A 20,975-nucleotide genomic window follows, 5' to 3' on the forward strand; every position below is an offset into this window, starting at 1 on the left:
TGGCATTCCGGTTCATCTGGGCCTCCCGGTCGTCGCCCACGCACCACCAGACATCGACAGGCTCGCAGCGGCCAGTGGAATCGGGCTGGAGACACCGTCGAGCCGACAGGTGCAGCCAACCTCCAGCGAGGTTCCAGCCGCCTCGCCCAGGGTTGGTTCCAGCGCTCGACCGTCCCGGGAGGTACTTCATGACGCCCAGGCTCGACGTCCACGACCGCGGTGCGGTCTACGCCGAGGTCCAGCACTTCTACGCCCGGCAGATCCGCCAGCTCGACGCGGCCGATGTCGACGGCTTCGCCTCGACCTTCACCCCGGACGGGCTGATGTGGCATGCCTCCAGTGGCGCGAGTGCGACAGGGCCGGCCGAGATCGCCGCCACGCTCCGGGCGAACTTTGCCCGACACACCGGCGTCGTTCCCCGGCACTGGTTCGACAAGCTGCTGATCGAACCAGCCGGAGAGGACGAACTGCACGTGTCCTACTACGCGCTACTGAGCCTGACCGCCGCGGACGGCTCGGTGAGCTTCCAGCCAACCTGCCTCGTCGACGATGTTCTTGTCATCACCGCGGATGGCGCGCTGCGCACTCGGTCGCGCCGGATCCACCGGGACGACCTGCTGCTGTCCCCGGTGGTCCCGACGGCTCCGGCGCAGGCGGCCACGGCAGGTGCGGGAGTCGGCACCGGTCCGGCCTGAGCACACCGTCCCAACGTCCTTGCCTGGTCGAGACAACCCGCCGGCCTCCGACAACCAGGGCCACGCCCGCGACACCCCTGCCGGCGCCGACAGAGGAGAGTGCATGTCCCGCCCAGTCCGCCGACGATCAGGTGCGCGCGCGGCGTTCGTAGCGACTGTCACCGCGGTCACGCTCGCGCTCGCGGCGTGCTCCTCGGCGGGCCATGCCGGTTCGCGCCCCGACGGCGAATCAGCGGCCGGGCCTGCCAGACAGGGCGGAACCCTGCGGTACGCCCTGTTCTACTCGCCGACCTGCCTGGACCCGCAACAGGCCGGCGAGGGGCCGGACCTTGGGGTGGTGGAGTCGCTGACCGCCCAGAACCCGAGCACGAGGGGGACCATCGTCGCGTCACTGGCGACCTCCTGGGAGGTGGCACCGAACGCCACTTCCTTCACCTTCCATCTCCGGCCTGGCGTAACTTTCAGTGACGGATCGGTGTTGACAGCGGCCGTGGTGGCGCAGAACCTCAGCAGCATCCGCCGGCTGGGCGCGACGGCAAGCCACGCTGGCTCCTATCTGGCCGGACTGAAGACGGTCGACACCCCTGATCCGCAGACAGTGACGGTCACCTTTGACCGGCCCAACGCCCAGTTTCTGCAGGCCACCTCGACACCCGCGCTCGCGATCGAGTCGGCGGCCTCGCTGGCCAGGACCGCCGGGGAACGCTGCGCCGGAAAAATCGTTGGGACCGGACCGTTCGTGATCGAGTCCTACACCCGCAACCAGCAGATCGTCATCAAACGCCGGCCGGGCTACGCGTGGGCGCCGAGCTCCGCAGGACACCAGGGGCCCGCCCGACTCGACCAGGTGCGGATCGCGATCGTGACGAACGAGACCACCCGTACCGGCGGTCTGTTGTCCCACCAGTTCGACGTGATCAGCAACCTGACCCCGCAGGACGAGTCGCGGGTACGGGCGGGTGGGTTCCCGGTGCTCAGCCGTACCGACCCGGGTGTCGTCCTGAGCCTGTGGCCAAACGAGAAGCGGACAGCCCTGGCGGACCGCAACGTCCGGGTCGCGATCTCCAAGGCGATCGACCGCAGGGACATCATCACCACGCTGTACACCCCGCAGTACAAGCCGGCGACCAGTGTCCTGTCGTCGACCACTCCGGGATACACAGATCTCGGGTCCGACCTCGCTCATGATCCGGCCGGCGCGCGCGCTCTGCTCGACGCCGCCGGTTGGAAGCCTGGCCCGGACGGCATCCGGGTTCGCGGCGGCCAGCGGCTCACCCTCAACGTGATCTTCGGATTGCCCCGCAGCCTGGAGCTCATCCAACAACAACTGCGCGCGGTGGGGGTGGACCTCCGGCTGCGACAGCTGTCGATCTCGGAACTGCAGGCGCAGTTCGCCGCCGGCAACTACGACTTCTTCCTCGGTAACTCCGCCCGCGCCGATCCAGATGTGCTGCGCACCCTGTTCAGCGCCTTCACGATCACCGGCGCATCGGCGGACCCCCTGGCCGCGGCGCTGAGCGGGCAGGCCGCCTCACTGGACACCGTGGTACGCAACCGGGACGCGGCCACCGCGCAGCGCCTGCTCGTCTCGGACGCGCACGACATTCCGATCACCGAACTGGCCGAGGTCATCGCCGCGTCGGACAAGGTGCACAACCTGCGGTTCAACGCCAATGCCAGCCTGAGCTTCTACGACGCGTGGTTGTCATGACAGCGTTCGCGACGGCGCGCGAGGCCCGGCGCCCGCGGGGTGAGCGCCCGAGTCGGGGCATCCGCACGTGCCGTCGCGCCGCGGGCCTCGGTGGGTTCGCGCGCCGGCTCGGACAGGTGGTGTTCGTGGTGTGGGCCGCGTTCACCGGAGCGTTCCTCGCGCTCTATCGCATGCCCAGCGACCCGGTCACTCTGATGCTCGCGCAGCGTTCCGGCGGGCCGAACGTTGTTGTCGACCCGGTGCAGCAGGCAGCGCTGCGTGCCGAGTACGGCTTCGACCAGCCGGCGTGGCGCCAGTACGGCACGCTGCTCGGTCGGGCACTGCGGGGCGACTTTGGCACCTCGGTGCAGACCGGCCAGTCGGTGCGTCAACTGCTGACCGATGCGCTACCACGGACCACGCAACTCGCTGCGGCCGCCCTGCTCGTCGCGGTGCCCCTCGGCGTGGCGGTGCCCCTTGCCGCCGCGCACATCCGGCGCCGACGCATTCGGAATCTGCTGGACGCACTGCCGGCCGCCGGGGTGTCCATCCCGTCTTTCTGGCTGGGGATCCTGCTGTTGCAGGGGCTGTCGTTTCACTGGGCCCTGTTTCCCGCCACGGGCAACGGCGGGCTGCGCAGCCTCGTGTTGCCTGCCATCACACTCGGGTTACCCGCCGCCGCCGTGATCGCCCAGGTGCTGGGGCGCAGCCTACGATCGGATCTGGGCTCGGCCTATGTTGAACTGGCCCGAGCCCGCGGTGCCAGCCAGTCGTGGATCGTCCTGCGACACGTGCTGCGCAATGCGGCTTTCCCCGCCCTAACAGTCACCGGCCTGCTGGTGGCGAACCTGTTCGGCGGAGCGGTCATCGTCGAGACGGTGTTCGCGCGGGCCGGGCTTGGGCAGGTCACAGTCGCCGCCGTGACGAACGAGGACCTGCCGGTGCTGCTCGGGCTGGTCGTGCTCGCCGCCATGATCTACGCGGTGCTCAGTCTGCTCGTCGAAGCGCTGTACCCCGTGCTTGATCCCCGGGTCCGCCGGGACAGGGGCGATGCGTCCCACCGTGCCCCCACGACCCGGGTACGGAAGGCCGTCTGATGGCCGGATCCACTGACCTCGCCGACGCCGGCTCGCGCGGCGATCACGCCGAGCCCGCCAGCAGCCACACACGCACCAGCAGCAGCAACCAAGAAGCACCCGAGCGCGGCCGCACCGACACCTCCAGCAGGCCGACGACACGGTCCGCGGTGCGGATCGGCCCGCGGACGCTTCTTGCCGTGGGCCGAAACCCAGGTCTGGTCGGGTCGGTCCTGGTGGTGGTCGTGGTGCTTGCCTGGGCGATTGCGCCTGGCTGGTTCTCCCACCAGGACCCAATCCAGGGCGTCACCGCCGAGCGGCTGCAGGCGCCCAGCTCCCGGCACCTGTTCGGGACCGATCATCTGGGCCGCGACCTGTATGCCCGGGTCGTGCACGGAGCGGCGCTGTCGCTGGAGGCGACGGTCATCGCCGTCGTTGTCGCCGTGCTTGCCGGTGCACTGGTCGGGACAGTGGCCGGTTATCTCGGCGGCTGGATCGACACGGCGTTCATGCGGGTCATGGATGTGCTGCTGGCCATCCCCGGCCTGCTGCTCGCGCTCGCCGTCGTCTCCGTGATCGGGTTCGGCGTCATCCACGTGGCGATCGCCGTCGGCGTTGTCAGCGTCGCCAGCTACGCCCGGGTGATGCGCGCGCAGGTACTCGTCGTGCGGGAAGCCGGCTATGTGGAGGCAGCCCGGGGCGGGGGCGCCCGCAATGGCCGAATTCTGCTCACCCATGTCATCCCGAACGCCGCGGGGCCGCTGCTGGCACTGGCCGCCCTCGACATCGGAACGGTGCTGCTGACGGTGTCCGCGCTGAGCTTCCTCGGCTTCGGCTCGGCGCCGCCCGCGCCCGAGTGGGGCGCGCTCGTCGCCTCCGGCGAGCCCTATCTGTACGCAGCCTGGTGGTTGACCACGTTTCCCGGTCTGACCGTCGCGGCCGTCGTGCTGTCCACCAACCGAATCGCCCGTGCCCTCGAAACGGATCGCCACCACTGATGAGCACCGCATCCGACGCCCCCGGCCAGAATCGACCGGCACCGGCCGGTTCGCGCGCGCCGCAGGCCGCGCGGGAGGCATCGCAGGCCTCGACTGCCTCGCATCACGCGGAGACGGATCCGCCCGGCGCATTGCTGCAGGTGTCAGGTCTTCACATCACCTACTCGACCGGGCGGCGCAGGGTGGCCGCCGTGCGCGGCGTCGACCTGACCGTCGCGCGAGGCGAGATCGTCGCACTCGTCGGCGAATCCGGGTCCGGCAAGAGCAGCCTGGCGCACGGGGTGCTGCAGCTGCTGCCCGCGACCGGGCAGATCGCCGCCGGCACAATCCGTTTCGACGGCCACGACCTGCTGGCCCTCTCACCGGAAAAGCTGCGCGCCCTGCGCGGCACACGGATCGCGCTCATCCCGCAGGATGCCACCGCGTTCCTCAACCCGACCCGGCGCATCGGCGGCCAGGTCGCCGAGGTACGCCGCATCCACGGCCTGGCCGACCGGCATACCGCGGCCCGGGAGGCCGTCCGTCTGCTCGCCACCGCCGGACTGCCGGATCCCGATCGGGTGGCCCGCCAGTATCCACACGAACTGTCCGGCGGGATGCGTCAACGCGTGCTGATCGCCGCGGCCCTCGCCGGCGAACCGGATCTGATCCTCGCCGACGAACCGACCAGCGCCCTCGATGTCACCGTACAGCGCGCCGTACTCGACCATCTGCGAGAGCTTGTCGACGCCCTTGGCATCGCGCTGCTGCTCATCACTCACGATCTCGGCGTTGCCGCGGAACGCGCGCACCGGGTGCTGGTCATGCACCAAGGGAGGGTCGTGGAGGCCGGGCCGGCCAGCCAGGTGCTGCATACCCCCACCCACCCCTACACCCGCCGGCTCGTCGAAGCGGCGCCCCGCCCGACCGGCCCCCGGCTGATTGTCACCCACCGGGACCAGGCCACCGATCCCGCACGACCACCCCGTGCCGGTACTCAACATCCCGACGGGGGCTCATCCCTCCCCACGGGATCTCGATCCGCTACCAACCTGCCACCCGCGCAGGACCCGGTGCTGACGCTGGACCAGGTCTCTCACGTGTACAGCCGGCCGGCGGTGGGCGGTGGGCGGCAGCATTTTCCTGCCGTTGCCGACGTCAGCCTCGTCCTTGGCCGCGGACAGTCGCTGGGGTTGGTCGGAGAGTCCGGTAGCGGCAAGTCGACGCTGGCCCGGATCGCCGCCTGCCTACAGGTGCCCTCCTCAGGCGGCGTCCGGGTCGGCGGGCAGGACGCGGTGCGCCGACGGGCACACGAACGTCGCCAGCTCCGGCGGCAGGTCCAGCTCGTGCAGCAGAGCCCCTACACATCGCTGGATCCACGCATTCGGGTCGGGCGCAGCATCACCGAACCCCTGCGGGCCTTCGGGATCGGTGACCGGGCCAGCCGGCGGGCCGCCGCCGCAGACCTGGCCGAGCAGGTCGGCCTGCCCGCGACCCTGCTGGATCGACGCCCCGGCGAACTGTCCGGCGGGCAGCGCCAGCGGGTCGCGATCGCGCGCGCCCTCGCGTTGCGCCCGGCGCTGCTCGTCTGCGACGAGCCAGTCTCCGCGCTCGACGTAACCACCCAGGCGCAGATCCTCAACCTGCTCGCCCGGCTGCACAGCGAGCACGGCATCAGCTACCTGTTCATCTCCCACGATCTGGCTGTCGTCCGCCAGATCTGCGAACGCATCGCGGTCATGCGGGCGGGACGCATCATCGAGGCCGCCGACACCACCACGGTGTTCGACCGACCCGTCGAGCCTTACACCCGCAAGCTCCTCGAAGCGATCCCCGGGCGCCGGTAGACGACAACGCGAAGGCCCCGATGCAGCCCCGGGATGCGGCCGTCGACAGCGATCAGCGGGCCCATCCGGAGGGCTGTTCCATCCACAGCGGCAGCTTCTCGCCGGCCTCGACCGCTACTGGCAAGGTGTTTCCGGGCGGCGGCAACGCGCATGTTGTGTATGGGGAGAACCCGCACGGGCCGTTCACCGCCCGGTTGAAGTCCAGCTCGAAGTCGAACGCCCCGCCGCCGGCGGACGTGGGCCGCGGTGCGAACACCAGCCGCGCGCCGGCGAACGTGGTCAGCCCGCTGGTGCGGTCCCGGAACGGGATGTGCAGCTCGTAGTCGGGCCCGGCATAGACCTCCAGAACGTGCGGCTCCCCGTCGAGGACGAAGCTGACCCGGCCGAACACCGAAAGATTCTTGATTTTTCCTTCGACAACCGAGCGTAGCGTCACGGGCCGCCGGTCCGGATAGGGCTCGTAGCGAGCCGGCAGGACCCACTTCAGGTCGTACGGGTAGGTGGGAACGCCAAGCTCGAGCCGGCGGCTCGCCACATACGGATCGTGCACCTGGATGCCAAACTGTTCGTCCTGGCCGGTCTGCGCGGGAAACAACAACGGAGTGACCAGCACGGTGCCGCACCACGCGGGCCGGGCCGCAAACGGCGCGGTCGCGTCGAACAGCTCGGTACGACCGTCGACCGGCCGGTCGTCGACAGTCAGCCGGTCCTGCGCCCTGGCGTCCACGACGATGCGCCGCCCGCCCTCGACCGACCAGGAGCCGGGGATCTCGTCGAACGTCTGCGGATCCGCTCCGATCCAGTACAGGGCCACCGGCGACAGCGGGCCGTAGGGCTGAGCGAGATAGTCCAGCCAGGCGCGGCGAAACTGGTACCACTCGCCCTGCAGTTCGTCGACCGGACGGGCCGCGAGCCCAATGTGATTCTCAGACATGAGTCGACTCCACCGCTTTCTTGGCCAGCGTGAGTGTTGCCCTGCTGTTCGCGCCCAAGGTGGCACGCACGGCATCCCGGGCCCTGGCCACGGTCGCCTCCGGGCCGAGCAGCTCGGTCACCTTCTCCGGACGCAGCACCACCGTGTGTTGGGAGGACACGTGCACCACACCGTCGTCCTGGCGGAACTCCCAGCGGCCAGTGTGCGCCGACATGATCGGTGGAACCGTCGTCTGCTTGTAGACGATGCTGTCAGGAAAGCAGACCCGCACGGACCGGGTGGTGTGCACCGTGCCGTCGGCGGCCCGGGTGTCCATGTCGATGGTCTGGATGCCCGGGGTGTCCTCGGTGAACGCCATCCGGGCGACGTGCGGCAGCCGCTGTTCCCAGGCGTCGGCCCGGTAGATGAAGTCGTAGACGTCGCGGACCGGGCCGCGCACCGACACGGCGTCGGTGAAGCTGAGGATCAGGTCGTCACGGGCCGCACCACGTTCGGCCGCGGCGCGCAACGCGTCGAGCTCGGCGCCGGTGTTGCGCTCGATGGTCGCGTGTACCCAGGCGACGTGGGCGGGGTCGTCATCGCGCACGGAGAAGTCGTGGTGGAACACGACCTCGGTGCCACCGGCGCCATCGCCGTCGATCTGCCATTCGCCGCCCAGCGCCGTCACCGGAGGTGAGGTGACCTCCTGGCGAAACCGCACCCGGCGCGCCTGCGGGTCCAGGTGTCGCCGGGAGGTCCAGGTGCGAACCTCGTCGCCGGCGAACGCCCAGATCTGCAGTAGTTCGGTACGGTCGTCACCGTCAAGCCGTCGCACGTGAACGGTCGGTGAGAACGTGTGCGGCCAGCCGGAAGTGTCCGCGACGAGCTGATAGACCAGATCCGGGGGGGCCGCGACACCTACCGCGTGCCGGGTCCGATGGATTCCTGGTTCCGACATGAGGCATCGGCTCCTGTGTTCGTCGGTCGATGGAAGTGGTCGCGTGAACGTTGTCACCGCGACTCAGTAGTTGCCGAGGCCGCCGCAGACGTTGATGGCCTGGGCTGTGATGGGATCGGCGGCCGGAGTGACCAGATAGCCGACGAGGCCAGCGACCTCGTCGGCAGTGGAGTACCGGCCGAGCGGGATCTTCGCCTGGAACTTCTCCAGCACGTCCTGCTCGGAGACGTCCCAGTGCTCGGCATAGCCCTGCCGGACCCGCTCGGCCAGTGGTGTCTCGACATAGCCCGGGCAGACCGCGTTGACGGTGATGCCGGTCTTGGCAAGCTCCAGACCGACCGCCTTGGTGAATCCGACGACGCCGTGTTTGGATGCCGAATAGGGCGCGCCGAGAATAACGCCCTGCTTACCGCCGGTCGAGGCGATGTTGATGATGCGCCCGGCGGGCCCGGCCAGCATTCGCCCGGTGGTAAGGACCTCCCGGGTGACCCGGAACACGCTGGTCAGGTTCGTCTCGATCACGTCGAGCCAGAGCTCGTCCGGGATGCGCGCGGTCTCTCCGCCGCCATTGCGACCAGCGTTGTTGACGAGGACGTCGATACGGCCGTACCGCTCGGTAGCCGCAGAGACAGCGGCCCGGATGTCGTCAGGTGCGGTGACGTCGGCCGCGGTGCCGTCAACATCCAGGCCCTCGCCACGTAGCTTGTCCACCACGGCCGTGACGTTATCCGCGTGCCGTGCGACGCCGAACACGGAGATGCCACGCTCCGCAAGCGTCCGGGTGACGGCGAGACCGATGCCGCTGGTCGCGCCGGTGACGAAGGCGACCTTCGGGGTGTATACGCTCACGATTCCGCTCTCCCTGTCGATTCCGGTGCGAGTTCCGATTCCGGTGCGAGTTCGTCTGCAGGTTCGTCGATTCCCGGAGCAGGTTCCGGTGGCCTCCGACTGGTCGGGCGCCGCACTGCCGTCAGCTTGAAACGTCCGGGTCCAGATCGCCTGGAGAGCGTCTGGAGCTCGCCGCGGTGGACCAGTCGGGCGCGTCAAGCACGTCGAGGACGGCGCAGGACCAGGTGAACCCGGCACCCACCCCGGCGAGCAGACACCGTTGTCCTGGTCGGATCTGGCCACTGAGCACGAGATGCTCGAGCCCGGCGTACTGGTCGCCGGCACCGAGATGGCCAACGGTGCGTGCCCACGGCCACGTCGTGGCCGTGACATCGACTCCCCAGGGGCGCAGATAGCCGGCGGTCAGCCGGCGCCGGCCGAAATGCGGCAGAACGAACCAGTCGATGTCGGCGAGGTCCGCGTCGGCGTCCTTGAGCGCCAGCATCAGGGCGTCCTGCTGTCCGGCGGCCACCCGGCCCACCGTGGCACCGGTGCTGGTCTCGGCAAGGAAATCGCGTTTGAGAACGTCGAGATCCATCGGCGCCCGGACGCCGAACGGTGCGGGTCCGAACGGGTCGGTGCCGCGATGCATTCGTTCCAGGGCCGGGTCGGACACGGTGGCGATGCTGCGCACGGCGGCGAACCCCGCTCTGTTGGAGAGCACCGCCGCGGTACCACCGTCGCCGTACACCGTGCCCGGATCGCTGCGCCATCGGTCGAAACCAGGCAGGTGAAACGTGTCGCCCGTGGTCACCAGTACCGCGGCTGGACGGTTCTCGCCGCGCAGCACCAGGGCGGCGAGTTCGATCCCGGCCATCCCGCCGTTGGACAACTGACGGATCTCCACCGCCGGGCAACGACATCCCGCCACCGCCTTCTGCACGTGTGAGGCCGCGGCCCACAGGTCATGCCCCTGGTAGTAGACGTCGGCGTGCAGCAGAACGCGGATCTGGTGCCCTGGTACACCGCAGCGTTGCAGCGACCGCACAGCCGCCGCGGCGGCGAGCGCGGTGGGCGGGGCCGTCGACGTGGACACCGCGTGGATACCGGTCTGCTCGGCGGTGCGCGCATCGCACAGCCCGGCCGCCAACGCCGTCTCGATATCCAGCCGGGCCGGCAGCTCACTCGACACCGCGGCAAGGTAGAGATCATGCGTGCGCACCAGCGCTCCTCCGGACGTAGGACATCGGACGTCGGACGTCGGCCCACCCCACGGTGGCGGGGCCGACTGGAGGCACGGTCGAGGATGCGCTGACCGTCTCTCCGGCGGGACTCCAGTCGATCGTCAGGTCGGTGCGTGAGGATGCGATGCATAGGTAGTGAGATCCACCGTTGAACCCAGATCGGCTGGTCACGCAACCCGCATGACCCCCGGGTCATGCGGTCACGAACCCGGAGGTGTCGCATGGCGCGCTCGGTGGTGCTGCTGTTTCCGGGTCAGGGCGCGCAGTATCCGGGTATGGCGGTGGATCTTTACCGTCGACATGCCACCTTCCGCACGGCGATGGACGAGGTGTTATCCCTGTGGGGGGACGAGGGGCGGGCCATCCGCACCGACTGGCTCGCCGATTGGCCGTGCATCGATCTGGACGATCTTCGGCGAGCGCAGCCACTGCTGTTCGCGGTCGACCACGCGTTGGCCGTGACTCTGCGGGAGGCGGGCGTCGTGCCAGCGGCGCTGCTCGGCCACAGCGTCGGGGAGATAGTGGCCGCGGTCGTCGCCGAGGTGCTGAGCCTGTCGGATGCCGCCGGTCTGCTCGCCGAGCGGATCGGGCACCTGGCCGACGCGCCGCCCGGCGGCATGCTGTCGGTGGCCGCCTCACCCGCCGAGGTACGACCGTTCCTGCTCGACGAGGTGGCGCTCGGCGCCGTCAACGCCGCGCGCAGCGTCGTGCTCGCCGGTCCGGCCGCCCCGCTCGAGGACGTACGGGTCCGGCTGCACGCCGCCGGTTTCACCGTCCTGCCCGTGCCCGCGCGCACACCGTTTCACAGCCCGGTCCTCGGCGGGCACGCGGCACGGTCCCTGCCGTCGGTTCGGCGGCTGAGCTGGTCGCCGCCGACGGTGCCGCTCTACTCGGGGTACACGGGTGGGTTACTCGGGCCCGCCGCGGCGACCGATCCGGACTTCTGGGCGGCACAGCCGGCCCGGCCGGTGTACTTCGCCGACGCGCTGGCTGCCGTGTCCACCGCGGGCGAGCAGATCCTGGTCGAATGCGGGCCGGGCGCGACGCTGACGATCCCGGCCCGACGCAGTCCGCGGGTACGCCGGGCCGGCACTCCGGTCGTCCCGTTGTTACCGAGGCGTGCCGGGGCGCCGGGCAGCGACCTGCGGCACGTCACCGAGGCGATCGCCGGCATCGTCGAGGCCGCGGGCCCGCCCGGGCCTGAGGTCTCAACGAGGATCGCCGGCTCCGTGCTCTCCCGCTGACGTCCAGCACCGCCTGCCTGTTCTCTGCGCCCGCTCTCCGTCTGAGCTTTCGCCGCTTATCCCCGGAACCGCCGAACAGCGAGGCCACGACTTCATGACCATACGACGCGCAGTCATCACCGGACTCGGAGCCGTCGCCCCGGGAGGGATCGGGGTCGACGCCTACTGGAAGCAACTGACAGACGGGCAGTCGGCCACCGGGCCGATCACGCTGTTCGATCCCTCCCCCTATCGGTCGCGCATCGCCGCCGAGGTGGACTTCGACCCGGTTGCCGCTGGTCTCGGCCCCCGGGAGATCCGCCGGATGGACCGGGCCACCCAGTTCGCGGTCGTCGCCGCCCGGGAGGCGTTGGGCGACAGCGGCCTGGAATCCGGGGCCGCCCCGGCCGAGCGGACCGCCGTCGCACTGGGCACGGCGGTCGGCTGCACCACCCGCATGGAGCAGGAGTACGTGATCCTCAGCGACAGCGGTCGCGACTGGCTTGTCGACTCGAGCTACGCGGTACGCGAGCTGTACAGCCAGTTCGTGCCCAGCTCGATGGCCGTCGAGCTGGCCCGGCTCGCCGGGGCCGCCGGTCCGGTGTCGGTCGTCTCCGATGGTTGCACCTCCGGGCTGGATGCGGTCGGACATGCCGTGGACCTCATCCAGGAGGGGAGCGCCGACGTCGTCGTCAGTGGTGGTACTGACGCCCCGATCGCCCCGATCACCCTTGCCTGCTTCGACGCCATCAAGGCCACCAGCCCCCGCAACGACGACGCCGAGCATGCCTCCCGCCCGTTCGACCGGACCCGTAACGGTCTCGTCCTCGGCGAGGGCGCCGCCGTCCTGGTGGTGGAGGAGCTCGAGCATGCGACGCGGCGCGGTGCACACATCTATGCCGAGGTATCCGGCTTCGCCACCCGCTGCAACGCTTACCACATGACGGGCCTGCGGGCCGACGGGATCGAGATGGCTGAGGCCATCCGGGTCGCACTCGAGCAGTCTGCCCTCGCTCCGGACGACGTCGACTATGTCAATGCCCACGGATCCAGCACCAGGCAGAACGATCGGCACGAGACGGCGGCGTTCAAACGCAGCCTCGGCGAGCATGCCCGGCGGGTCGCGATCAGCTCGATCAAATCCATGATCGGACACTCGCTCGGTGCTATCGGTGCCCTGGAGCTGGTGGCCTGTGCACTCGCCATGGAACACGGCACCATCCCACCCACAGCCAACCTGCGCGAGCCGGATCCCGAATGCGATCTCGACTATGTGCCGCTCGTCGCCCGCGAGCAGCCCGTCGACACCGTGCTCAGCGTCGGCAGCGGCTTCGGCGGCTTCCAGAGCGCCGTCGTGCTCGCCCGTCCCGATCGGAGGTTTCCATGACCAGCACCCTCGCGGACGGCGCCGCCGTGGTGACCGGCATCGGGATTGCCGCACCCACGGGGCTCGGCACGTCGGCCTACTGGGCGGCGACGCTCGCCGGCGAGTCGGGGATCAGGCCGATCACCCGGTTCGACGCGACCCGATACCCGGTCCGGGTGGGCGGTGAGGTCGACGGATTCGTCGCCGAGCAGCATGTACCGTCCCGGCTGCTGCCCCAGACCGACCACTCCACCCGGCTCTCGCTGGCAGCCGGGGCGGAAGCCCTGGCTGCCAGCGGCCTGACCGCGCAGGACGCCCCCGAGTTCGGCATCGGCATCGCGACCGCGTCGTCCATGGGTGGCTTCGAGTTCGGTCAGCGGGAGCTGGGGCATCTCTGGGCGCTCGGCGCCCAGCATGTCAGCGCCTACCAGTCGTTCGCCTGGTTCTATGCGGTGAACACCGGCCAGCTCTCGATCCGCCACGGCCTGCGGGGGCCCGGCACAACCGTGGTCTCGGACCAGGCTGGCGGCCTGGATGCGTTAGGTGCCGCTCGGCGGCAGATCCGCAAGGGCACTGCCGCTGTGCTGGCCGGTGGAGTTGACAGCGCGTTGTGCCCGCTGGGCCTCGCCGGGCAGCTCAGCACCGGTGAGCTCGCTGCCAGCGATGATCCGCGGGGCGCCTACCTGCCCTTCGACCGGGCAGCAGCCGGGCACGTGCCGGGCGAGGGCGGGGCGTTCCTGATCCTCGAGGATCCGGCGTTCGCCCAGGCACGCGGCGCGACCGTGCACGGCGAGATCGCCGGCTACGCGTCGACCTTCGATCTGTTCCCCGACGGTCCGGACGCCGACGGGTTGCTGCGTGCCGCCCGGCAGGCACTCGCGGACGCGGGCCTGGCGCCGTTCGACATCGATGTGGTCTTCGGCGACGCGTCCGGCCGGCCCGACGCCGACCGAGCTGAGGCCGCCGTCCTCGTTGCCCTCTTCGGCCCGAACGGCGTGCCGGTGACCGCGCCGAAGAGTGCCACCGGTCGGCTGTGCGCCGGGGCAGGGGCACTGGACGTGGCCACCGCGCTGCTCAGCCTGCGCGACGGCGTCATCCCGCCGACGGTGCACGTGCGCGAGGTCGACCCCGGCCATCAGATCGACCTTGTCGTCGGCGAACCCCGCCGCCCAACAGGCCGGCTGCGTACCGCGCTCGTCCTCGCCCGCGGCCACGGCGGGTTCAACGCGGCCCTCGTCGTCCGCGGGCCGGCCACCACCGCGGCAGCGCCGCCGACATCACCCGCCAACCCCGGGCCGAGCCGACCCTGATCCAGCCGGGCCTGATCGACCCGACCCTGACTGCTCTGATCGACCCTGTTCTGACGGAAGGTGACAACGGATGGCTACCAGGGAACTGACGATCGCCGATCTGACGCGGCTCCTGCGCTCGGCGGCCGGCGAGGAGGAGGGGGTGGACCTGGACGGCGACATCCTCGACACCGATTTCGCCACTCTCGGTTATGACTCGCTGGCCCTGCTGGAAACCGCGTCCCGCCTCGGTGTCGAGTACGGCGTCACCCTCACCGACGACGACATGGAGGCCATCACCACACCCCGCGCTTTGCTCGACCGGGTCAACTCCACCCTGACTCGCAGCTGAGACCCCTGCAGCGCAGACCGACACTCCAAAGGCCGCCACGAGCCGGCCCCGTGACACGCAGCGCCCGCCGAGCCAGGCCAGCTCGGCGGGCGCTGTCGTCCGTCTCGTCCCCGGCGGCAACGGAGGAATCCGTCACACCACGGACAACGATGACCTGAGGATCGGCCGTCGGGCGGTGGTCAACCGCCGCTGCCATCGGGTGGCTACCAGACTCTCCGCACCAGAAACGCGAGCGCGATTCGCGCCCCGCCCGTCATGTCGGTCCAGCTACTCCGCCTCTTTCAACACGAACGACGATAGCGGAATGCGTGTTCGCCGCATGCGGATCTGGCCACGGGGACCTCGGCCGCGAGTGGACGCGCCGGCGCTCCGGAACGGGCCGAAGGGCCCGGGCGGCAGGGAGAATCGGCCCCCGAACAGAAAACCCAGGGAGGCAGTCCGGCTGCGGCCCGGTAGAAATACTGAACGTATCCGAACAGACGCCCCAGGCGGCGACCCGACCGGAGTGTGCCTGCCGAAGCAGCGATGGGAGCAGGTCCATAATCACCGCCATGCCCACCTGGAAAGGACCGGCCGTGACGAACCCGGCACGATACGACGGTCTTCCTGTCCTGGATTCCGCCGATCTCGACAAATTGATCGACTACTGGAACGCGGCGAACTACCTGACAGTCGCGCAGATCTACCTGATGGACAACCCGCTGTTGCGCCGGCCGCTGTCCCGGCAGGACATCAAGCCCCGGCTGCTCGGCCACTGGGGCACGTCCCCGGCGCTGAACCTGATCTATGCACACCTGAACCGGCTGGTCCGGCACAGCGATCAGGACGTTCTCTACGTCGCGGGTCCAGGCCACGGCGGGCCGGCCCTGGTCGCGAACACGTATCTGGAGGGCACCTACTCGGAGATCTATCCGAGCGTGTCCCAGGACGAGGCGGGACTGCGGCAGCTGGTACGGCGTTTCTCCACGCCCGGCGGGATTCCCAGCCACGTCAGTGTTCCGACACCCGGGTCGATCCATGAGGGCGGCGAGCTCGGCTACGCCCTCATCCACGCCTTCGGCGCGGCCTTCGACAATCCGGACCTGCTGGTCGCGGCGGTGGTCGGGGACGGCGAGGCCGAGACCGGCCCGTTGGAGGGCAGCTGGAAGGGCGTCGACTTCCTCAACCCGGCCCGGGACGGGGCCGTCCTGCCGATCCTCAACCTGAACCAGTACAAGATCGCCAACCCGACGGTGCTGGGCCGGCTGCCCCGGGAACGGGTGACGGCCCTGTTCACCGGCCACGGCTACGACGTGCTGTGGGTGGAGGGCGACGACGTCCGGGCGGTGCACCGGGCGTTCGACGCGGCCCTGCGCACCGCGTACACGCGCATCCGGGAGATCCAACGGGCGGCCCGGGCGCCGGGAGCAGCCGTCACCGAGGCGCCGATCTGGCCGATGATCGTGCTGCGGACCCCCAAGGGCTGGACCGGACCGCATGAGGTGGACGGCATCCGGGTCGAAGGGACGTTCCGCGCGCACCAGGTGCCGCTGGCGCACGTCCGTGACAACCCGGCCCATCTGGCCCAGCTCGAGGCATGGCTGCGCTCCTATCAGCCGGACCGGCTGTTCGACAAGGACGGCACACTGATCGCCGAGCTGGCCGCGCTCGCTCCGTCCGGCTCGTTGCGGCTGGGCTCCTCCAGCTACGCCAACGGAGGCCAGCGCACCGAACCACTCCGGCTGCACGACTGGCGGGACTACGCGATCGACGTCGACCCGGAGGCACGGGGCAGCCAGCTGCACGAACCAACCCGCCGGTTGGGCCAGCTGCTGGCCGACGCCTATCGGGACAACCCGACCACGTTCCGGGTGTTCAGCCCGGACGAACTGGCCAGCAACCGCCTCGATGCCGTACTCGACGTCTCCGACCGCTGCCTGGTTGCCGCGATCGACCCACTGGACGACCGGGTTTCGCCGCAGGGTCGGGTGATGGAGGTCCTCTCCGAGCACCTGTGTCAGGGCTGGCTCGAGGCCTACACGCTGACCGGCCGGCACGGGCTGTTCGCGACCTACGAGGCGTTCGCCATGGTCTCGGCGTCGATGCTCATTCAGCACACCAAATGGCTGCAGGAGGCGAGCCGGCTGGCCTGGCGGGCACCGGTGCCCAGCCTCAACGTCCTGCTGACCAGCACCTGCTGGCGCAACGACCACAACGGTTTCTCCCACCAGGGGCCGGGGCTGATCGACACCGTCGTCCCGCTCTCGCCCGGGGTGGCGCGCATCTGGCTGCCACCGGACGCGAACACCCTGCTCTCGGTGGCCGACCACTGCCTGCGCAGCCATGATCACGTCAATCTGATCGTGGCTGACAAGCAGCCCCACCACCAGTACCTCACCGCCGACGAGGCGGCCGAGCACGCCGCCCGAGGCGGGTCCGTCTGGGACTGGGCCGGCACCGAGAAGGCCCTCGGCGGCGACGCCGACATCGTCCTGGCCGGCATCGGTGACGTCCCGACCATGGAGATCCTGGCCGCCGCCGACCTGCTCCGCGCGTTCGTCCCGAACCTGGCGGTCCGGGTCGTCAACATCATCGACCTGATGGCGCTGCTGCGGTCGGACCTGCATCCGCACGGCTTCTCGGCGGCGATGTTCCGAGCGCTGTTCACCGACTCGACCGACGTCGTCGTCGGCTTCCACGGCTACAGCCGAGCCGTCCACCAGCTGCTGCACAGCCGGCCGAACGCGGACCGTTTCCACGTCCGGGGCTTCATGGAGCAGGGCACGACGACGACACCGTTCGACATGGTCGTGCGCAACCAGGTCAGCCGCTACCACCTGGCCCAGCTCGCCATCGAGTTCGCCCGGGTCACGCATCCCGGCTCCGACCGGCTGGTCAGCCACTGTCAGGAGCAGCTCGCCCGCCACCGCGCCCACGTCACCGAACACTTCGAGGACCTGCCCGAGGTCCGCGACTGGACCTGGGCGGATCAGCCGAGCTGATTCACCCGGCCAGCGCGGCTCGGACCCCGCGGGCTATCTCGATGTCCTCGCGGGCCGCCACGACGAACACCCGGACCGGGGTGGCCGGCGCGCTGATCTCAGCGTCGCCGCCCCGGTGGTCGGTGTTGCGGGTGGAGTCCACCGCCACGCCCAGGAAACCCAGCCCGGCCGCAGCCTCGGCGCGGATCTCGGCCGAGGCCTCGCCGATCCCGCCGGTGAAGACCAGGGCCTCCAGACCACCCAACGCGGCGACCATCGCGGCGATCAGCCCGCGCAGTCGGTGCTGGTACACGTCCAACGCCAGCCGGGCCGACGGCTGCCCGGCTCGGGCCATGGCGAGCACCTGGCGCATGTCGGCGCTGCCCGTCAGGCCGAACAGACCGGACCGGTGTTCCAGGCCGTCGTAGAGCTCGTCAGCGGACAGGCCCGCCTCCCGCAACAGCCACAGCAGCGCGCCGGGGTCAACACTGCCCGAGCGGGTGCCCATGACCAGGCCTTCCAGGGGCGTGAACCCCATCGTCGTGTCCTGGCACACCCCGGCGGCCACCGCGGCCAGCGACCCGCCCGACCCAAGATGACACGTCACCACCCGGGGTCGGTCCGGCCCACCCGGGCTGGCGGGTCCGAGCAGCTCGGCCGCGCGCCGGGACGCGTAGGCATGGGACAGGCCGTGAAAGCCGTACCGGCGGATGCCGTGCCGCTCACGCCACTGCGCCGGGATCGCATAGGTCGACGCCGACGACGGCAACGAGGCGTGGAACGCGGTGTCGAAACAGGCCACCTGGGGCAGCTCCGGCGCTGCCGCCCGCACCGCCGTCACCCCCGCCAGCGCCGCCGGCAGGTGCAGCGGGGCCAGGCCGGTCCAGGCCCGCAGCTCCGCCTCGACACCAGGGTCGATCAATGTCGGACGCAGCAGCTTCGGGCCGCCATGGACGAACCGGTGCCCCACCGCCCGCACTCCACCGAGGTCCGCCACCTGCTCGAACACGCCGTCGAGGCTGTCGTCGGGGGCCCGGTCGGCGACCCACACCGGCGTGCCGGTCGGATCCAGCAGCCGCAGCTTGAGACTCGACGACCCGGCGTTGACCACCAGTACGTTGGCGATCTCGCTGGACCCGCCGACACCGATCTCCGGCCGATCCCCCACCCACTTCGAGGCCCCCGAGTCGGACATCCGTACCTCCTCGGCGGACGCTGGCGTGAGCCGATGCGGACACACCCGATCCGCTGTCGCCGAAGCGGTCGGCCCGACCACCGTAACCGGTGCCGGGAGTACTACGGACAGCGCATCGCTCTCGCACGATGCCCCACCGCACGATGCCCCACCGCCGGCGCCGACGAATGGCGTGCGCGTTCGCACTCTCCGTCACCCACACCTACGAGCTCGCAGGGAGGCCTAGCCTGGGTGACGACGGCCGGCCCCGGTCGGGCGGCGACGAGGTGGAGGCGTCCGGGTGGCGGAGTTCGACGTGGTCGTGGTCGGCGCGGGGGCCAGCGGGGCGGTGCTGGCCAGCCGGCTGAGCGAACGCTCTGATCGCCGGGTTCTGCTGGTCGAGGCGGGCAGCGACCATCCGAGCACCGCGGACTTCCCGAAGGAACTGCTCGACGCCGGTCTCATGGCGGCCATGCTGCCCGGGCATCCGAACAACTGGGGCTTCCTGGCCGACCTCACGCCCAACCTGCCCTACACCGTGGCTCGGGGCCGGGTCCTCGGCGGCTCGACCGCGCTGAACGGCACATATTTCATCCGTGGACGCCGGACCGACTTCGACCGCTGGGCCGCCGACGGGCTCGACGAGTGGTCCTACGAGAAGGTGCTGCCGTTCTACAAACGCCTCGAGCGGGATCTCCAGTACGGCGAGTCCGACCTGCACGGCGGTTGCGGGCCGATCACCGTCACCCGCGAGATCACCCGTCCGCATCCGGTGACCGAGGCGTTCGCCGCAGCCTGCGCGAGCCGCGGCTACCCGTACGAGGCGGACAAGAACGGCGAGCAGCCCGCCGGATACGGCCCGCTGCCCGTGAACGCCGTCGACGGCATCCGGCTCAACACCGGGATCACCTACGTCAACCCGGCCCGCCACCGACCGAACTTCGAGGTGCTCGGCAACACCCGCGCCCTGCGCGTGGTGCTGCGCGAGCGCACCGTGGTCGGCCTCGAGGTCGACACCGGCGGCCAGCGACGGACCATCACCGCCGGCGAGGTGGTGCTGTGCGCCGGGGCCATCATGTCGCCGCACCTGCTGGCCCTGTCCGGCATCGGTCCCAGGGCGGACCTCGACGCCGCGGGCATCCCGGTGATCCTCGATGTGCCGGCCGCGGGCAGGGGGTTCACCGACCATCCGGACCTGTCCTTCACCTGGCGCTCACGGCGCCCGATCGCCCCGGTCGCGTCCGGGGCGCCGGCGTTCGAGTCGGTGCTCAACTTCCCGTCCGGTTCGGCCACCGACGGCGAGGACCTGGAGATCATGCCGTCGCTGCGGTCACTGGCGGACATCGCCGGCCTCGGCGCCGTCGCCGGCCGCGACCACACCGCGACGGCACGAATGGTCCGCCACCCGGTGACCACGCTGCGCGCGCTGCGCGGAGTGTCCATCAGACGGCTGGTCCAGCAAGCCGCGCACCGCAACGAACTTTTTCTCGCCATCGCCCTGCAACAGGCGGAAGCGCGCGGCACCGTCACAACGGTCTCGGCCGACCCGCTCGCCCAGCCACGGATCGCCTACAACTACCTGTCGACGAAACGGGACCTCGCCCGGATGCGCGAGGTCGTGCGCGTCACCGTCGACCTGCTGACCTCGCACCCGTTCGCCGGCCTGTTCGGTGAGCTCGGCGAACTCGACCGCCTCACCCTCGAGGACGACGACGCCCTCGACACCTGGATGAAAACGCATCTGGCCACCGCCATCCATGCCAGCAGCAGCTGCCGCATGGGCGCCGCGGACGACCCCGAGGCCGTCGTCGACCAGCAGGGCCGCGTGCACGGTGTCAGCGGCCTGCGGGTGGCCGACACCTCCATCCTGCCCGCCGTCCCGTCCCGCGGACCCGCAGCCACCGCCGTCATGATCGGCGAACGCATCGCCTCGTTCATCGACCAGCCGGCGGAACAGTCGGCCCCTGACAACGGACACCGGCCGCCGCCATCGGACGGGCCGCAGCAGGCTCCGTCACCGGCGCCCTCGCCGGGTCACCAGAGCTCGGCGTAACGGGCCGCGCCCTTCGGATGGGTGACGCTCTCCAGTTGCTACGGTCGCTGAAGCCGACCACGACATCGACCGGCGAGCCCCGGAACTCCTCCCACGCTCGTACTTCGGCCAGTGACCCCGCCGACGATCCCACTCGGGCCACCGGGCGGCTGGCCGCCGCCGTGGGCACCGCCATCAGCGGCGGTTGGTCCGGCGGTGGGCTGCGGGTCCGGCGGTGGGCTGCGGGTCCGGCGACGCCGGGTGCCGGTCCGGCGATGCCGGCCGCCGGGGTGTCCTGGCCTGTCCCAGGCAGCGGCACGCTGGCGCTGCGCCCGTCCGCGGGGGTGTTCC

16 protein-coding genes are annotated in these 20,975 nt (G+C 70.4%); 11 read left to right on the forward strand and 5 right to left on the reverse strand.

The window, feature by feature from the left end:
* Positions 1–188 precede the first annotated feature (188 nt).
* The 5 genes from ND747_RS01705 to ND747_RS01725 all read left to right on the forward strand — a co-directional run bounded on the left by ND747_RS01705 (position 189) and on the right by ND747_RS01725 (position 6,285).
* On the forward strand, positions 189–695 hold the full coding sequence (locus tag ND747_RS01705) for a nuclear transport factor 2 family protein (RefSeq protein ID WP_251731153.1): 507 nt from the start codon (positions 189–191) through the stop codon (positions 693–695).
* Between the two features lie 103 nt (positions 696–798).
* A complete protein-coding gene (locus ND747_RS01710; RefSeq protein WP_251731154.1) occupies positions 799–2,406 on the forward strand; it encodes an ABC transporter substrate-binding protein in 1,608 nt (535 codons plus the stop codon).
* Entirely contained in the window at positions 2,403–3,482 is a 1,080-nt protein-coding gene (locus tag ND747_RS01715) for an ABC transporter permease (protein WP_251731155.1), read from the forward strand. Before ND747_RS01710 ends, ND747_RS01715 begins: the two co-directional genes overlap by 4 nt.
* Positions 3,482–4,459, forward strand: a complete 978-nt coding sequence (locus tag ND747_RS01720; protein WP_251731157.1) for an ABC transporter permease — start codon at positions 3,482–3,484, stop codon at positions 4,457–4,459. The genes ND747_RS01715 and ND747_RS01720 overlap by 1 nt, the downstream gene beginning before the upstream one ends.
* Positions 4,459–6,285, forward strand: a complete 1,827-nt coding sequence (locus tag ND747_RS01725; RefSeq protein WP_251731158.1) for an ABC transporter ATP-binding protein — start codon at positions 4,459–4,461, stop codon at positions 6,283–6,285. Before ND747_RS01720 ends, ND747_RS01725 begins: the two co-directional genes overlap by 1 nt.
* A gap of 52 nt (positions 6,286–6,337) precedes the next feature.
* On the opposite strand, the gene ND747_RS01730 is transcribed toward ND747_RS01725, so the two are convergent.
* The 4 genes from ND747_RS01730 to ND747_RS29620 all read right to left on the reverse strand — a co-directional run bounded on the left by ND747_RS01730 (position 6,338) and on the right by ND747_RS29620 (position 10,206).
* Positions 6,338–7,219 (reverse strand): DUF1684 domain-containing protein, encoded by an 882-nt coding sequence (locus ND747_RS01730; RefSeq protein WP_251731159.1) that lies wholly within the window; start codon positions 7,217–7,219, stop codon positions 6,338–6,340.
* Positions 7,212–8,156 (reverse strand): aromatase/cyclase, encoded by a 945-nt coding sequence (locus tag ND747_RS01735; RefSeq protein WP_251731160.1) that lies wholly within the window; start codon positions 8,154–8,156, stop codon positions 7,212–7,214. The genes ND747_RS01730 and ND747_RS01735 overlap by 8 nt, the downstream gene beginning before the upstream one ends.
* 63 nt (positions 8,157–8,219) lie before the next feature.
* Complete coding sequence (locus ND747_RS01740) at positions 8,220–9,005, reverse strand: SDR family NAD(P)-dependent oxidoreductase (RefSeq protein ID WP_251731162.1); 786 nt, start codon at positions 9,003–9,005, stop codon at positions 8,220–8,222.
* A 121-nt stretch (positions 9,006–9,126) separates the two neighbouring features.
* Positions 9,127–10,206, reverse strand: a complete 1,080-nt coding sequence (locus tag ND747_RS29620; RefSeq protein ID WP_251731163.1) for a ketoacyl-ACP synthase III family protein — start codon at positions 10,204–10,206, stop codon at positions 9,127–9,129.
* A 243-nt stretch (positions 10,207–10,449) separates the two neighbouring features.
* Here ND747_RS29620 and ND747_RS01750 point away from each other — a divergent pair, with 243 nt between their 5' ends.
* The 5 genes from ND747_RS01750 (at position 10,450) to ND747_RS01770 (ending at position 17,439) form a co-directional block, all read left to right on the forward strand.
* Complete coding sequence (locus ND747_RS01750; protein ID WP_251731164.1) at positions 10,450–11,472, forward strand: acyltransferase domain-containing protein; 1,023 nt, start codon at positions 10,450–10,452, stop codon at positions 11,470–11,472.
* A 94-nt stretch (positions 11,473–11,566) separates the two neighbouring features.
* Positions 11,567–12,838 (forward strand): beta-ketoacyl synthase, encoded by a 1,272-nt coding sequence (locus ND747_RS01755; protein WP_251731165.1) that lies wholly within the window; start codon positions 11,567–11,569, stop codon positions 12,836–12,838.
* Positions 12,835–14,127, forward strand: coding sequence for a ketosynthase chain-length factor (locus tag ND747_RS01760; protein WP_251731166.1), 1,293 nt, complete (start codon positions 12,835–12,837; stop codon positions 14,125–14,127). Before ND747_RS01755 ends, ND747_RS01760 begins: the two co-directional genes overlap by 4 nt.
* 70 nt (positions 14,128–14,197) lie before the next feature.
* Complete coding sequence (locus ND747_RS01765) at positions 14,198–14,458, forward strand: acyl carrier protein (protein ID WP_251731167.1); 261 nt, start codon at positions 14,198–14,200, stop codon at positions 14,456–14,458.
* A gap of 551 nt (positions 14,459–15,009) precedes the next feature.
* Positions 15,010–17,439 carry a phosphoketolase gene (locus ND747_RS01770; protein ID WP_374216121.1) on the forward strand — a complete coding sequence of 810 codons (2,430 nt, stop codon included), beginning with the start codon at positions 15,010–15,012 and terminating at the stop codon, positions 17,437–17,439.
* A 1-nt stretch (position 17,440) separates the two neighbouring features.
* On the opposite strand, the gene ND747_RS01775 is transcribed toward ND747_RS01770, so the two are convergent.
* Complete coding sequence (locus ND747_RS01775) at positions 17,441–18,613, reverse strand: acetate/propionate family kinase (RefSeq protein ID WP_251731169.1); 1,173 nt, start codon at positions 18,611–18,613, stop codon at positions 17,441–17,443.
* A gap of 280 nt (positions 18,614–18,893) precedes the next feature.
* On the opposite strand from ND747_RS01775, the gene ND747_RS29625 reads away from it, so the two are divergent.
* Positions 18,894–20,645 (forward strand): GMC family oxidoreductase N-terminal domain-containing protein, encoded by a 1,752-nt coding sequence (locus ND747_RS29625; RefSeq protein WP_251731171.1) that lies wholly within the window; start codon positions 18,894–18,896, stop codon positions 20,643–20,645.
* The last annotated feature ends 330 nt before the right edge of the window (positions 20,646–20,975 follow it).

The sequence above is a fragment of the Frankia sp. R82 genome (genome assembly GCF_023716925.1).
Classification (GTDB): domain Bacteria; phylum Actinomycetota; class Actinomycetes; order Frankiales; family Frankiaceae; genus Frankia.

What these genes read in the sequence shown, in the direction of transcription:
- ND747_RS01765 (WP_251731167.1), top strand. Translation starts at nt 14,198, where the DNA reads ATGGCTACCAGGGAACTGACGATCGCCGATCTGACGCGGCTCCTGCGC.
- ND747_RS01755 (WP_251731165.1), top strand. Translation starts at nt 11,567, where the DNA reads ATGACCATACGACGCGCAGTCATCACCGGACTCGGAGCCGTCGCCCCG.
- ND747_RS01760 (WP_251731166.1), top strand. Translation starts at nt 12,835, where the DNA reads ATGACCAGCACCCTCGCGGACGGCGCCGCCGTGGTGACCGGCATCGGG.
- ND747_RS01725 (WP_251731158.1), top strand. Translation starts at nt 4,459, where the DNA reads ATGAGCACCGCATCCGACGCCCCCGGCCAGAATCGACCGGCACCGGCC.
- ND747_RS01715 (WP_251731155.1), top strand. Translation starts at nt 2,403, where the DNA reads ATGACAGCGTTCGCGACGGCGCGCGAGGCCCGGCGCCCGCGGGGTGAG.
- ND747_RS01710 (WP_251731154.1), top strand. Translation starts at nt 799, where the DNA reads ATGTCCCGCCCAGTCCGCCGACGATCAGGTGCGCGCGCGGCGTTCGTA.
- ND747_RS01730 (WP_251731159.1), bottom strand. Translation starts at nt 7,219, where the DNA reads ATGTCTGAGAATCACATTGGGCTCGCGGCCCGTCCGGTCGACGAACTG.
- ND747_RS01720 (WP_251731157.1), top strand. Translation starts at nt 3,482, where the DNA reads ATGGCCGGATCCACTGACCTCGCCGACGCCGGCTCGCGCGGCGATCAC.
- ND747_RS01705 (WP_251731153.1), top strand. Translation starts at nt 189, where the DNA reads ATGACGCCCAGGCTCGACGTCCACGACCGCGGTGCGGTCTACGCCGAG.
- ND747_RS01750 (WP_251731164.1), top strand. Translation starts at nt 10,450, where the DNA reads ATGGCGCGCTCGGTGGTGCTGCTGTTTCCGGGTCAGGGCGCGCAGTAT.
- ND747_RS01735 (WP_251731160.1), bottom strand. Translation starts at nt 8,156, where the DNA reads ATGTCGGAACCAGGAATCCATCGGACCCGGCACGCGGTAGGTGTCGCG.
- ND747_RS01770 (WP_374216121.1), top strand. Translation starts at nt 15,010, where the DNA reads ATGCCCACCTGGAAAGGACCGGCCGTGACGAACCCGGCACGATACGAC.
- ND747_RS01775 (WP_251731169.1), bottom strand. Translation starts at nt 18,613, where the DNA reads ATGTCCGACTCGGGGGCCTCGAAGTGGGTGGGGGATCGGCCGGAGATC.